Annotated in this window: 15 protein-coding genes; 4 read left to right on the top strand and 11 right to left on the bottom strand. The window is 54.6% G+C overall.

The features are described from left to right. Positions 1-85 precede the first annotated feature (85 nt). The 6 genes from V3851_RS01135 to fur form a co-directional block, all read right to left on the bottom strand. Positions 86-1,417, bottom strand: a complete 1,332-nt coding sequence (locus V3851_RS01135; protein ID WP_331845236.1) for a pyrimidine-nucleoside phosphorylase — start codon at positions 1,415-1,417, stop codon at positions 86-88. 26 nt (positions 1,418-1,443) lie between these two features. Then, complete coding sequence (locus tag V3851_RS01140; protein ID WP_331844652.1) at positions 1,444-2,271, bottom strand: purine-nucleoside phosphorylase; 828 nt, start codon at positions 2,269-2,271, stop codon at positions 1,444-1,446. Between the two features lie 19 nt (positions 2,272-2,290). Further along, the gene (locus V3851_RS01145; RefSeq protein WP_331844653.1) at positions 2,291-3,478 is read right to left on the bottom strand and encodes a phosphopentomutase; all 1,188 of its coding nucleotides are present in this window, start codon (positions 3,476-3,478) and stop codon (positions 2,291-2,293) included. Between the two features lie 65 nt (positions 3,479-3,543). Further along, the gene (locus tag V3851_RS01150; RefSeq protein WP_331844654.1) at positions 3,544-4,449 is read right to left on the bottom strand and encodes a site-specific tyrosine recombinase; all 906 of its coding nucleotides are present in this window, start codon (positions 4,447-4,449) and stop codon (positions 3,544-3,546) included. A gap of 90 nt (positions 4,450-4,539) precedes the next feature. Further along, entirely contained in the window at positions 4,540-4,776 is a 237-nt protein-coding gene (locus tag V3851_RS01155) for a DUF4227 family protein (RefSeq protein ID WP_331844655.1), read from the bottom strand. Positions 4,777-4,988: 212 nt separating this feature from the next. Then, positions 4,989-5,465 (bottom strand): ferric iron uptake transcriptional regulator, encoded by a 477-nt coding sequence (fur, locus tag V3851_RS01160; protein WP_331844656.1) that lies wholly within the window; start codon positions 5,463-5,465, stop codon positions 4,989-4,991. Positions 5,466-5,749: 284 nt separating this feature from the next. On the opposite strand from fur, the gene V3851_RS01165 reads away from it, so the two are divergent. Further along, positions 5,750-6,445 (top strand): transcriptional regulator, encoded by a 696-nt coding sequence (locus V3851_RS01165; RefSeq protein ID WP_331844657.1) that lies wholly within the window; start codon positions 5,750-5,752, stop codon positions 6,443-6,445. A 269-nt stretch (positions 6,446-6,714) separates the two neighbouring features. Here the strand turns inward: V3851_RS01165 and spoIIM are convergent, their stop codons facing one another. The 3 genes from spoIIM to V3851_RS01180 form a co-directional block, all read right to left on the bottom strand. Continuing rightward, positions 6,715-7,353 (bottom strand): stage II sporulation protein M, encoded by a 639-nt coding sequence (spoIIM, locus tag V3851_RS01170; protein ID WP_331844658.1) that lies wholly within the window; start codon positions 7,351-7,353, stop codon positions 6,715-6,717. 79 nt (positions 7,354-7,432) lie between these two features. Next, positions 7,433-8,647, bottom strand: coding sequence for an endonuclease Q family protein (locus tag V3851_RS01175; protein ID WP_331844659.1), 1,215 nt, complete (start codon positions 8,645-8,647; stop codon positions 7,433-7,435). Then, positions 8,644-9,207, bottom strand: a complete 564-nt coding sequence (locus V3851_RS01180; protein ID WP_331844660.1) for an NUDIX hydrolase — start codon at positions 9,205-9,207, stop codon at positions 8,644-8,646. Before V3851_RS01180 ends, V3851_RS01175 begins: the two co-directional genes overlap by 4 nt. Positions 9,208-9,290: 83 nt before the next feature. Between V3851_RS01180 and V3851_RS01185 the strand changes: the two genes are divergently transcribed. After that, positions 9,291-9,431 carry a Z-ring formation inhibitor MciZ gene (locus V3851_RS01185; protein ID WP_331844661.1) on the top strand — a complete coding sequence of 47 codons (141 nt, stop codon included), beginning with the start codon at positions 9,291-9,293 and terminating at the stop codon, positions 9,429-9,431. A gap of 72 nt (positions 9,432-9,503) precedes the next feature. Further along, on the top strand, positions 9,504-10,328 hold the full coding sequence (locus V3851_RS01190; RefSeq protein ID WP_331844662.1) for a tetratricopeptide repeat protein: 825 nt from the start codon (positions 9,504-9,506) through the stop codon (positions 10,326-10,328). 41 nt (positions 10,329-10,369) lie between these two features. On the opposite strand, the gene V3851_RS01195 is transcribed toward V3851_RS01190, so the two are convergent. Continuing rightward, positions 10,370-11,500, bottom strand: coding sequence for a M20/M25/M40 family metallo-hydrolase (locus V3851_RS01195; RefSeq protein ID WP_331844663.1), 1,131 nt, complete (start codon positions 11,498-11,500; stop codon positions 10,370-10,372). A gap of 89 nt (positions 11,501-11,589) precedes the next feature. Between V3851_RS01195 and prli42 the strand changes: the two genes are divergently transcribed. Further along, on the top strand, positions 11,590-11,688 hold the full coding sequence (prli42, locus tag V3851_RS01200) for a stressosome-associated protein Prli42 (protein WP_331844664.1): 99 nt from the start codon (positions 11,590-11,592) through the stop codon (positions 11,686-11,688). A gap of 23 nt (positions 11,689-11,711) precedes the next feature. Here the strand turns inward: prli42 and lipB are convergent, their stop codons facing one another. Further along, positions 11,712-12,377 carry a lipoyl(octanoyl) transferase LipB gene (gene lipB / locus V3851_RS01205; RefSeq protein WP_331844665.1) on the bottom strand — a complete coding sequence of 222 codons (666 nt, stop codon included), beginning with the start codon at positions 12,375-12,377 and terminating at the stop codon, positions 11,712-11,714. Between the last annotated feature and the right edge of the window lie 20 nt (positions 12,378-12,397).

A 12,397-nucleotide genomic window follows, 5' to 3' on the forward strand; every position in this document is an offset into this window, starting at 1 on the left:
GGGGGATGAAAAAGGCGCAGCCGCCGGTATCCTCGTCCGGCGGCTGCGCCACATCCAAACTCTATTTTATTCGCGACATTTTCAGCTAGAATCTGCGGACGCCCTCCGGCGTTACCAGCGCAAATACGAGCGGCCTGTTCGGCACCTTGGCATCCGTGATGCCGTAGGCTTCCTTGACCTTCCGGCCCGCTTCCTCCAGCCGGTCTTCGTAAGGGCGGTTCAGGTGCAGTACGGCCAGCACCTCGCCGGCTTCCACCGGATCGCCGATTTTCTTGCGCAGCGTCAAACCCGCCGCCAGATCGATCGACGAATCCTTCGTCTCCCGTCCGGCGCCCAGCAGCATAGCGGCGATGCCGATTTCTTCGGCTTGAATCGATTCGACAAAGCCGCTCTTTTCCGACTTCACTTCCACGTGAAGCTCGGCCTGAGGCAGCAGCTCCGGATGCTCGATCTGGTTGATATCGCCGCCTTGAGCGGATACCATCATTTTCAGCCTGTCCAGCGCGGCTCCGCTGTCCAGCTTATCCCGCAGTATCGCCCGGGCCTCCTCTTCGTCGGCGGCTTTACCCCCCAGGACCAGCATATGGGAAGCCAGAATCAGGCATACCTCTTCCAGATCCTCCGGCCCTTCCCCGCGCAGGGTCGCGACAGCCTCTTGAATCTCCAGCGCATTCCCGATCCCGTATCCGAGCGGCTGGTCCATATCGCTGATCACAGCGATCGTGCTCCGCCCAACCTGGGTGCCGATATCGACCATTGCCTTGGCGAGCCGGATCGAATCGTCCAGCGTTTTCATGAACGCGCCGCTGCCGGTTTTGACGTCCAGCACGATCGCGTCCGCTCCGGCGGCGATTTTCTTGCTCATGACGGAGCTGGCGATCAGCGGAATGGATTCCACGGTCGCGGTGACATCGCGCAGGCTGTACAGCTTCTTGTCCGCAGGGGTCATGTTTCCGCTCTGCCCCACGACGGAGAGGCCGATCTCGTTCACTTGGCGGAAGAACCGCTCCTGTCCAAGCTCGACCGAGAAGCCGGAGATCGCCTCCAGCTTGTCGATCGTTCCGCCGGTATGGCCAAGTCCCCGCCCGGACATTTTCGCGACCGGCACTCCGCATGAAGCCACGAGCGGACCGATCACGATCGTCGTTTTGTCCCCAACGCCGCCGGTGGAGTGTTTATCGACCTTCACCCCATGGATGGACGAAAGGTCGATCCTATCGCCGGACGCGGCCATGGCGAGCGTCAAATCGGCCGTTTCCCGCGCGCTCATCCCCTGGTAATAGACGGACATCGCCCATGCGGACATCTGGTAATCGGGAATCGTCCCTTCGCTGTACCCTTTGATCAGGTATCCGATTTCCTCCCCGGTAAGCTCCAGGCCGTCCCTTTTTTTGCGGATCAGATCCACAGCTCTCATCATGCTTCGCCTCCTTCGGATAACTTTTACATCTTGGGAATGATCGCCAGCACGAGGCTCAGGAATTTCTCCCGGACTCGGTCCGTCGTCTCCATCACTTCGTCATGGGAGAGCGGCTGATCCAGGATGCCCGACGCCATATTGCTGATGCAGGAAATGCCCAGCACCTCCATGCCCGCATGTCTGGCTACGATGACTTCTGAAACCGTCGACATGCCGACCGCGTCGCCGCCCAGCGTCCGCAGCATCCGAATCTCCGCGGGAGTTTCGTAAGTCGGACCCAAGAGCCCTACATATACGCCTTCCTGGAGCGGAACCCCGTTAGCTTCGCCCGTTGTGCGCGCGAGTTCGCGCAATCTGCGGCTGTAAGCCTGGGACATATCCGGGAAACGCGGCCCCAACTCGTTATCGTTCGGTCCGATTAACGGGTTTCTGCCCGTCAGGTTAATATGATCGGAGATCAGCATCAGATCGCCGGGTTGATAGGAAGTGTTGATGCCTCCGGCGGCGTTGGTGACCAGCAGCGACTCGACACCAAGCTCTTTCATGACGCGAACCGGAAATGCCGTCGTTTCCGGACCATAGCCTTCATACATATGGAAGCGTCCCTTCATCAGCACGACCGGCGTTCCGCTCAAATGGCCGATCAGCAATTCCCCGGCGTGTCCTTCTACCGTAGACACCGGGAAATAAGGAATATCTTTATATTCAATGCTTACGGCCTCTTCAATATGATCGGCCAGCACGCCCAGCCCAGAACCGAGAATCAGCCCCACCTTCGGCTTAATCGTCGTCTTGGAGCGGATAAAGTCCGCCGCTTCCCGTATCATGCCAATCGTAAGTACATTCGTCATGTTCATCTCTCCCGTTTAATTATTTCAACTGCCGCAAAAAGCTTTTGCCGTGGTCGGTTCCGTGCACGCCGAAGTTTTCGGCGATCGTTGCGGCCAAATCCGCATAGGTGGCTCTTACGCCCAGGCTGCCCGGCGCATTCAGACCTTTGCCGTAGACGAGAAGCGGTACATATTCCCGGGTATGATCCGTACCGGTATGGATCGGATCATTGCCATGGTCGGCCGTAATGACGAGCAGGTCGCGTTCGCCGACCCGAGCCAGATGATCCGGAATGGAGGCGTCGAATTCTTCCAAAGCCCGCGCATAGCCTTCCGGGTCGCGCCGATGTCCGTACAGCGAATCAAAGTCGACCAGATTCGTAAACAGCAATCCGTTAAACGGCTGTTCCATCAGGCGGAGCGTTTCGTCGATGCCGTGGCGGTTGCTTTTGGTCGGGTAGGACGCCGTGATGCCTTCGCCCGAGAAAATGTCGTTGATTTTCCCGACGGCGATCACATCCTTGCCCGCGGTTTTCAGCGCGTTCAACACCGTCGGCTCCGGCGGGCTCACCGCGTAATCGTGGCGGTTCGGCGTCCGCGTGAAAGCTCCCGGCTTCCCGACGAACGGACGGGCGATGACGCGGCCGACCGAATGCTCCGGCTCCAGCGTCAGCCGGCGTGCGATTTCGCATGCGCGGTACAATTCCTCGAGCGGAATCACTTCTTCATGCGCGGCGATTTGGAACACGCTGTCCGCGGACGTGTACACGATCCAAGCCCCCGTCTTCATATGCTCCTCGCCGAGTTCGTCGAGAATTTCCGTGCCGGAAGCCGGCTTGTTGCCGATAATTTTCCGTCCGGTTTCCTGTTCGAACCGGGCGATCAGATCGCGGGGGAATCCCTTCGGATAAGTCTGGAACGGAGTCTCGATCTTCAGGCCCATTAGCTCCCAGTGACCCGTCATCGTATCCTTACCGGAAGAAATTTCGGCCATTTTCCCGAAATAAGCCGTCGGCGATTCTGCAGGAGCCATATGGGGAAGCTCGGCGATATTGCCGAGTCCAAGCTTTTGGAAATTCGGCAAATTGGCCCCGGGTACTTTCTCAAGAATATGGCCCAGCGTATGGGCTCCCTTGTCTCCGAATTTCAGGGCGTCCGGCAATTCGCCGATCCCCACGCTGTCGAGAACGATCACCGTGATTTTATCGAAACGCGTCTCTTCTTGCATGTCAGTCACTCCTTCGATCTTTGCTATTAGTTATCCCTGACGGGCCGTAAATACATTCCGACGTTTTATTTCCCGCCTCGCTCCTTCGCCCGCGGATGGGCATAGTCGTAAACCGATTTCAAATTCGGCCGGTAATTGTTCAAATAGATTTGCAGCGTCGCCAAATCGGCATGCCCAAGCATCTCCTGCACCGAGCGGATATCGGCGCCGCCCTCGAGCAGATGGACGGCAAAGGAATGCCGGAGCGTATGCGGAGTAATTTCTTTGCTGATCCCGGCCGCATGGCCATACTTCTTTATCACCTTCCAGAAGCCCTGGCGACTCATCCTTCCTCCCGAACGGTTGGGGAAAAGCGGAACTTCCGGTAAGGCTTGCCCGAACTGCGGGCGAGCCTCGACCAAATATCTGTCAAGCCAATCGGCCGTTACCGTCCCGAACGGCAAAATCCGCTCTTTCCCGGCATCGCCGGAGCAGCGCAAAAAACGGACCCCCGTATCGATATCCCCGATATCCAGGGAAATCAACTCGCTGACCCGGATCCCTGTCGCATACATGAGTTCCAGCATCGCCCGATCTCTTAAACCGAGTGTAGAAGCGCTATCCGGCATGCCCAACAGTTTTTGCGTTTCTTCCACGGTGAGTACCGCAGGAAGATTTCGGTCCGGCGCAGGCAGTTTTACGGAAACGAACGGGTCCGAATCAATGATGCTCTCCCGCAGCAGATATTGAAAAAACGCCCTAAGCGAAACCGACACCCGCGCCACCGTAGCCGGAGCCTTTCCGAGCTCGCGGAGCGTCCCGAAATACAAAAGCACGCCCGCCCGGGTCACATCCTTCAGTTCAGGGGTGCCCTTGTCGCGCAAATAAGCCAGAAACTGGCGCACGTCCCGTCCATAGCTTTCCAGCGTCGAACCGCTCAAGTTCTTCTGCCCCGACATATAGGCGATAAAAGAGGCCGCGATTTTTTCCATGCTCCCGCCTCCCTTCATCGGTTTTGTCGAAATTTCCCTATTCACACTACACTATTCTCAATTCCACATATCCACCGGTTTTCCCTGCCTTTACTCTCCGTACCAGAAAAATAAGATCAGCCGCTCCGCCATACTTTCCGCTTCGATTCCCTCATGGCTTCCGGCCATAAACACTTTGACCGCCGATCCCTCCGGAATCCGGTATTTATCCAGCGGAAACACATACGCGTCCAGCAAGCCCATACCTTTATACAAAAAATAGGCCAGCCCGACAAATACGATCAAGTATTTGAGCGTTCTCAGCATTCTCCGCAGTGAAATAACCATTCTCTCTCTCCCTTTGCCCGTTTGACGGCGTTATTAGGCGTTATTAAAGGAGCCTGGACACCTTTTGTATCAGTATATAAGGAGAGAACGACAAGTATGCGGGATATGAAGACCGACTGCTCTCTTCCGTGGTCTTTGTCAATCGAGACGGATCACCGCAAAAACAACGGACTAAAAAAGCCCCTAACGGCCGTGCCGTTTGGAGCTTTGCTCTATTCTTTCTTGTTGCCGTTTCCCGGCCGGTCTCCGCCCTTGTCTTTGCAGCGGTAGCAAATGCCTTGGAAATCGAGGCGGTGATCCAGAACGGTAAAATTGTATTCCTTCTCCAGACGCTCCTCGAGCGGTCCGAGCCAATCCTCCCGGATTTCGTCCATGGCACCGCACTGTACGCAGATCAGGTGGTGATGATGGTGCTTGGTCGTATCCGTTCTTAGATCATACCGGGCAACGCCGTCCCCGAAATTGATCTTTTCCACGACATGAAGCTCGCTAAGCAGCTCCAGCGTACGGTAAACCGTGGCCAGGCCGATCTCCGGAGCTTTATCTTTCACCAGCATGAAAACATCTTCCGCGCTGAGATGGTCATCTTCATTCTCTAACAGAACTCGAACTGTCGCTTCCCGTTGGGGCGTCAACTTATAACCGTGGGATTGCAGCTGCTGTTTAATTTTATCGATCTTTGCTTCCATGTTCTCCCCCCCAGGATATGCCGCAACTAGCAACAATAAATCACTTCTTTCATTATAGGGGGAGCGAATCAACAAAGTCAAACATTTCTGGCGAACCACGCGATTCGTAATACAATAGGAATTGACGATTTAAAAACTCGCTTGTCGAGGCTTTATTTCTTGAATTATACTGAAGCTAATTAAATTGGCGTGAAGCACATGCCGCTTTGTTCATGAAACATGGAATGTTTCGTGATCAAGGCGGCATTTTTTATAATTATCCGAGGAAAGAGAGGTAGTTATCTTTGATTGTTTTTGAAACCAAAATGAACGAATGGATGAACAGACAGATTGTTGAAGAAACCAATCCGAGAAGGCGCGAATTGCTTCAAAAAGGGCTGGGTCACGGAACGATTGAATTTTTGCGAACCGTCTGGTACCCCGCTGTGGGCAATTTGGATCATTTGTATGCGGAATGGGAAGTTAGAGACTTCGGAAACCGATATCGATATTTGGACCTTGCCTATATGCCGAAAGGAGCTAAAGGATGCATCGAAATCCAGGGTTACCGTTCCCATGCCAGGGACATTGAAACATGGCGATTTAAAGATTTGTGCATGAAGCAAGCATACTTAACGCTGGACGGATGGTTGTTTCTGCCCATAGCTTATCTGTCGATTGTCGAAGAACCGGAAGTTTGCAAACAACTGGTGCTTACTTTTATCGGCAAGTTCATTTCTATATCCGGTGCAAGCGCAAGCCAATCGCTCGATTGGTGCGAAACGGAAACGCTGCGGTATGCACGCGGGATCATGCGCTCCTTCACATCCAAAGAATTGGCGTTACATTTGCAGCGCTCCGACAGACAGGCAAGACGAATTCTGAACAAACTGGTGAACCAGAATTTACTGGTCGTGACCAACGGGCAGCAACGTTATCGTACTTATCAGTTCGTTGCCGATTTGAAAAGTGGGTTTACAGGGTTTAACGGACATCCGTGACTGTAAAAGCTTGAACATTCGCTCATTTGGATTTTAAAGGACACATTTGTCCGTTAGGGGCTCCAATTCAAACCAAAACGGGTGAATTGAAGCGCTAATGGTCACGAATGTCCGTCAGAAAGTAAACTTCACAGAATTTCGGCACTAGCGGACATCTATGTCCGTTAAAATTGGGGCCACAACGAAAACAACCCGCTTTCCAGGGGTTCGCGCCAGGGATGCGGGTTATAAGTGAGCTGGCAATCACCGGCTCTTATTATTTGCAAAAGCTACAGCGTATTCTGAGCCAGCATAGGTGTCACCCAGCTCATTAAGGCCGGAGTCACAAAGGTTTCGAACGAGGCGACCGCCATCAGCAGAACAGCCATCGTCAGGGTTAGCCCGGTATAGGACCAGAACGGACGGGCGAAGCTTCCCCCGCGGTTTAACAGCACCCGGTTGCGGATGATCCCGAGCGAGAAACCGATCGCCGCGACGCTGCTGACCACGAGCGCGGGTATGACGATCAGATTGTGCGGAGCCACGGATACGAGCGCAAACAGCAGTCCTTTCCACGTAAACTGGCCCACCAGACATCCGACGGTAAACCCGATCAGAACCCCCTTGAAGAAGTCCAAAATCAGGATTCCCGGCAGGCCGATGACGGACAGTCCGAACAACCAGATTAGTCCTAACCATTTTAAATGGAGGGCGGCGATTTCCCAATAAGACATTAATTGAAACTCATCTCCGCCTTCGTTCACCGAGAGGAAGAAATTGCCCAAATACCGCGACAGATCCTGCTGCTGCTCCAGCGTCAGCGCATTAACCATCAATGCTCCAAATACGACGCCCATCAAAAACAACGCGGCGACAAATACATAGAGCGGCGTCTGATCCTTAAGCGTGTGGCGAAAAGGTTGAAGCATAGCGGGCCTCCCAACTTGTTCATCGATATCTTTATACCAATCTATGAACAAGCCGTTCCCCGTATGCTAGCCCAAAGGGTCAGTTTTGGGATTTGGCCACTTTGCCGTAAATTCCGCCGCCGCCGGATTCAAGACGCAGCTTCCCGCCGCGCGCGGCGGATATATGACCGGCCAGCTCCTCGCCGACAACCCGCGCCAGCTCCTCCTCCGGCACACGGTGCAAAATGTTCATCTCCGTGCCGAAGTTTTGCAGCAGCAGCTTGAGCTTGGCCGGTCCGAGGCCGGGGATAAATTCGAGCGGCACCTGGTAATGATAGGCTGGACGATGCGGCGGAATTTGCGGCGCCGGACGGTCGGCGATCGAGCGGATCCGGTCGAGCACGCCGCGGACGAGCTTGGGGCTTCCGCAATAAGGGCAGCGGTCCACCGCCGCCTCGGACTCGTCGATAATATAGCTGCACCCGCCGCAATAGGTTCTGTGATATTTGCCGAGCCGCGGATTAAGGCCGTAATTGCCCGCGACCTTCCGCCCTTCGATCCCCTGCAGCGCCTTCTCGAACTCGCGGTAATTCGGTGCCTGCAGGAGCAGCTCATTGTACTCTCTGCCGATTTTGCCGAGCGAATGTGCGTCCGAATTGGTCAGGATCGTGTAGCGGTCCAGCTCGCTAATGAGCCCCGCCATCTCGCTGTCGGCGCTTAAGCCGAGCTCGACGGCGCTGATTAGCTCCGGATCGAGCACATCGGCGATCCGCGGCGCGCAGCTGCCGTAAATGCTGCGATGCGGCGTGAAAATATGCGCCGGGATCACCATCCCGCCTCGCGCATATACTTCCTCCTGCAGCGCGTGGGCAGGCGCATACACCCGTTGGGAGCTAAGCGAAACGTTCTTCATCCGTTTTTCCAGCCAGCCGGTAAAAGCGGATATCGTCTTCAAGTCGGGGAAGAACGCCAGCAAATGGGCCGGTCCCATCCCGGGCTCGCGGATTTCCAGTTCCGTGCCGAGCAATATGGTCGTTTCCTTGTAAGCGATGCCCCCCTCCGCCAGCTCCCGCATTTCCCCCTGATCCAAGCTGGCGATAATATCCTCTTGGACCCCGGGGGCGTGGCAATCGATGATGCCTATAAGATGGATGCCTTTCCGCTCGGCCGCTTCTTTGGCGATATTGGCGAAAGTGAGATCGCGACTGCCGCTGATTTTCACCGGAGCTCCCTTGCCGGTCCGTCCGATATGGATGTGCAGATCGGCGAAAACGGAGGTCAACTCTGGAGCCAGGGTCTGAGTCTGATTTGTCATTTCAGCACCGAACCTGCCGGTTTCGCCAATTGGAGCTGCCAGATATAAGCCGCCAGGATCGTCTTCGCATCGGCGATCCGGCCATCCGCGATATAGCTCTGCACCTCTTCGAACGAAGCTTCGATCACTTCAAGAAACTCGTCTTCGTCCGGCGCCATCTCCCCGGCTGTAAGCTCTTCCGCCAAATATAAATGAATGATTTCGTCCGCAAAACCCGGAGACGTGTAAAAGGAATGAAGCAGCTTGATTTTACCGCAGCGATAGCCGGTTTCTTCCTGCAGCTCCCGACGCGCGGCCTCCATCGGATCTTCGCCCTTCTCCAGCTTCCCCGCCGGAATTTCCAGCTCGCAGCGTCCCATCGCCTGACGGAACTGGTCCACCAGAAGCAGGCGCCCTTCATGTACGGCCAATACGGCTACCGCCCCAGGATGCCGAATGATTTCCCGCGTTCCCCGGCTACCGTCGGGCAGTTCAACCGTGTCGATTTGCAACGAGATCACCTTGCCGCTGAATACCGGCTCGGTGGTGATTGTTTTTTCGATCAAACGATCATTTGTCATTGAATTCTTCCCCCTGTCATAACTTGTCCGTTGCGAACATATGGTGTTATTATACCAAACCCTTAGAAAAAGGAGCAGCATTCATGAAAAGCTATTTTTCCCATGACCGGTTGCGCGCCCAGGGCAAAGCCTGGCAGGTCCGCATTTTGTTGTCGCAATGGAAAAAGGAAGCTGGGGCCGAGACGAAGCTGAAGGATTTCATCCAATCGCATCGCGGCAAATAATTTTCGAATTTTACGACAATTTCATTATTCATTCGTCAAAATTCTGGTTAATGGGTAAAGGAGGGATTTCATGTGCAATATGATGATATTAAGACCCTATACCGGCTTGGAGAATATAAAAACGCTTTGTCGACTTTCTCCGCCGCTTTGCCGCAGGATGAAGAGCTTTGTCTCATATATCTGGAATGCCTCTTCCACTGCGGCAAGATTCAAACCGCCCTCCAGGTCATCCGGGACTGGAAATCGGAGCGAGGGCAGCAAAGCTCGGAACCATTCCTGGTATCATTGGAGGAACTGTCCTTCCTTGGACAGGCCTGTCTCGAAACCGGTTCAGGAAAAACGCGAATACCGGTAGATGCCAGGCTTTTGAATCAAGGCGTGATCCGGCGCGCCGTCGGGCTCGGCCTGCTTGAGGCCGCTCGGAAGCTCGCCGTGGAAGCGGACAATACATACTTTTGGTGTGAATTCATTCAATCGCTATATGAGGAAGGTTATACGGAGAAAGCCAAAGCCGGGCTTAGCGGCCTGGACCTTTCACTGCTCGCGGGAGACCGCCCTTCTTTCAGGAATGTGGCCTTTATTTTTGCGGAGATACTGCATGACGAGGGCAGGTTCGAAGAGGCGGCCCCGATTTTCGAGCGGCTTGCCGAAGGCTCGCCGGAAATGGCCCGCGCCCGGTTTGCGGCATGTTCCTGTTATTTGCAGACGACGATGAACCATTTGCTCGGTCGGGTCGAACTGTACCGTCCCGGGGAAGAAGAGCAGCGCAAAATCGAACAATATTTAAATAATATTACGGAAGCGCTGCGGATCATTGACAGTACGAATTGGCACACCGTCTGGTCCGTCGCACAAAGCCGGAATTTGCCGGCCTCTACCTCCGGTACGCTGCAATAGAAACGCCCGGCTGCCGCAAGGCCTACCGGGCGTTTAAACGTTTATTTTAAAGACTGAGCGACGATTTCTAATGCAAATTCGGTCACTTTTACAATATCCGCCGCCTTAATGCGCTCCTCGGTCGTATGGATATTCTCATATCCGACGGCCAGGTTGACGGTCGGAATCCCCAGTCCGTTAAACACATTGGCATCGCTGCCTCCGCCGGAGACGAAGGTATCGCCGGACAAGCCGAGCTGGGCCGCGGCTCGCTTCGCCAGTATAACCACATCGTCATCTTCCGTAAAATGGAAGGCCGGATAGGCAAGCTCGCTGTGGAAGGTATATTTCGTCCCGACATCGCGGCAGGCGGCTTCCACCGCTTCCTTCATGCTTTCGATCTGCCGTTCGATCTTCTCCTGCGAGGTGCTGCGGGCTTCGGCGTATAATTTGACGTAGTCCGGCACGATATTCGTTTCGCCCCCGCCCTCGAATTTTCCGATATTCGCCGTCGTTGTCTCGTCAATCCGCCCGAGCTTCATGCGGGCAATCGCTTTGCCGGCCACCTGGATGGCGCTGATGCCATCTTCCGGATTCACTCCCGCGTGCGCCGATTTGCCGTAAATTTCGATATCGATCTGGGCCCGGGTCGGCGCTCCGATACAGATCGTGCCCACGTCCCCGTTGGAATCGATCGCAAAGCCGTATTTGGCGTCCAGCAAGCTGCCGTCCATCGCCCGCGAACCGGTCAAGGCCATCTCTTCACCGACGGTGATGACAAACTGGATTTGACCGTGCGGCAGATTGTTCTCCCGCAGCGTACGGATCACTTCCAGCAGCGCCGCGACCCCGGCCTTGTCATCCGAGCCGAGAATCGTCGTGCCGTCGCTGCGGATCCAACCGTCTTCGCCGATAACCGGTTTTACCCCCTTGCCCGGCGCAACCGTATCCATATGGCAGGTGAACAGGAATGGAGCGACGCTGGCCGTCTCCTCGCCGCTGGCTTTGAGTGTGGCCACCAGGTTACCCGCACCGTGGCCGGTTTTGGACGCGGTGTCATCCTCCACGACTTCCAGTCCCAGCTCGGTAAATTTGCTTTTAAGCACATCGGCGATTTTCCGCTCGTGCTTCGTCTCGCTGTCGATCTGTACCAGCTCCAGAAATTGTTCGATGACTCTCTCCTTGTTGATCAACGGACTTTCCCCGCTTTCATTTTTACGTTAATATGAATTAATATAGATGCATGTTCAAAAATTATGTTAGTTAAGGAGTTTTATGAGCTATGCAAAAAAAATGGTTTAAAATTGTTGTTTACGTGATGCTGTTCGCGATGGTCGCTTCCACGCTGCTCGCTTTACTGGAGCCTTTACTGCTGCGCTAAATTCCAAGCGTAGTGTTCCCCGTTTAGTAACCGAACACGCGTTTAAAAAAAGGCACGATCTCCTGCGCCGTCTCCTCCACGGTGAACGGCCGGCCGGTAACGTCCTCCAGCGACGTAACGCCGTATTCCTGTATCCCGCAAGGAATGATCCCCCGGAAGCCTTCCTCCTGAATGCCGGACTTTACGTTAAAGGCAAAGCCATGGCTGGTGATGAAGCCTTTGCGGTGGCGGCATTTGTTGAATTTCACGCCGATGGCGCATATTTTTTCATCCCCGACCCAAACGCCGGTATATTCCGGCTTTCTCGATCCTTCAATCCCGTATTGCCGCAAATAATCGATAACGACCTGCTCCAGACTGCGTAAATACCCGTGCAAATCCAAACCTTTCCCGCCGTCAAGCCAAATCAGCGGATAACCGACGAGCTGCCCGGGCCCATGATATGTAATGTCTCCGCCCCGGTCGATTTCAAATACGGAAATCCCCCGTTCGCGAAGCTGATCCGGTCCGAGCAGCAAATGTTCGGGATGGCGCTGCGAGCCGATCGTATAAGTCGGCGGATGCTGAAGCAGCAGCAGGTGTTCATCCTGCTGCTGTTCATCGATCGCCTTAACGAGCTGCTTCTGTTTGTCCCAGGCCACCCCGTATTCGATTTCGGGAATATACGTAATTGTTAAGGATTTCGTCATTTTGCTTTCGCCCTTTCTTC

It is taken from the genome of Paenibacillus haidiansis (assembly GCF_036553665.1).
Taxonomy (GTDB): Bacteria; Bacillota; Bacilli; order Paenibacillales; family Paenibacillaceae; genus Fontibacillus; species Fontibacillus haidiansis.

Excerpts from the sequence above, each read along its gene's own strand:
- V3851_RS01135 (WP_331845236.1), bottom strand. The coding sequence starts at position 1,417 with ATGAGAGCTGTGGATCTGATCCGCAAAAAAAGGGACGGCCTGGAGCTT.
- V3851_RS01140 (WP_331844652.1), bottom strand. The coding sequence starts at position 2,271 with ATGACGAATGTACTTACGATTGGCATGATACGGGAAGCGGCGGACTTT.
- V3851_RS01145 (WP_331844653.1), bottom strand. The coding sequence starts at position 3,478 with ATGCAAGAAGAGACGCGTTTCGATAAAATCACGGTGATCGTTCTCGAC.
- V3851_RS01150 (WP_331844654.1), bottom strand. The coding sequence starts at position 4,449 with ATGGAAAAAATCGCGGCCTCTTTTATCGCCTATATGTCGGGGCAGAAG.
- V3851_RS01155 (WP_331844655.1), bottom strand. The coding sequence starts at position 4,776 with ATGGTTATTTCACTGCGGAGAATGCTGAGAACGCTCAAATACTTGATC.
- fur (WP_331844656.1), bottom strand. The coding sequence starts at position 5,465 with ATGGAAGCAAAGATCGATAAAATTAAACAGCAGCTGCAATCCCACGGT.
- spoIIM (WP_331844658.1), bottom strand. The coding sequence starts at position 7,353 with ATGCTTCAACCTTTTCGCCACACGCTTAAGGATCAGACGCCGCTCTAT.
- V3851_RS01175 (WP_331844659.1), bottom strand. The coding sequence starts at position 8,647 with ATGACAAATCAGACTCAGACCCTGGCTCCAGAGTTGACCTCCGTTTTC.
- V3851_RS01180 (WP_331844660.1), bottom strand. The coding sequence starts at position 9,207 with ATGACAAATGATCGTTTGATCGAAAAAACAATCACCACCGAGCCGGTA.
- V3851_RS01185 (WP_331844661.1), top strand. The coding sequence starts at position 9,291 with ATGAAAAGCTATTTTTCCCATGACCGGTTGCGCGCCCAGGGCAAAGCC.
- prli42 (WP_331844664.1), top strand. The coding sequence starts at position 11,590 with ATGCAAAAAAAATGGTTTAAAATTGTTGTTTACGTGATGCTGTTCGCG.
- lipB (WP_331844665.1), bottom strand. The coding sequence starts at position 12,377 with ATGACGAAATCCTTAACAATTACGTATATTCCCGAAATCGAATACGGG.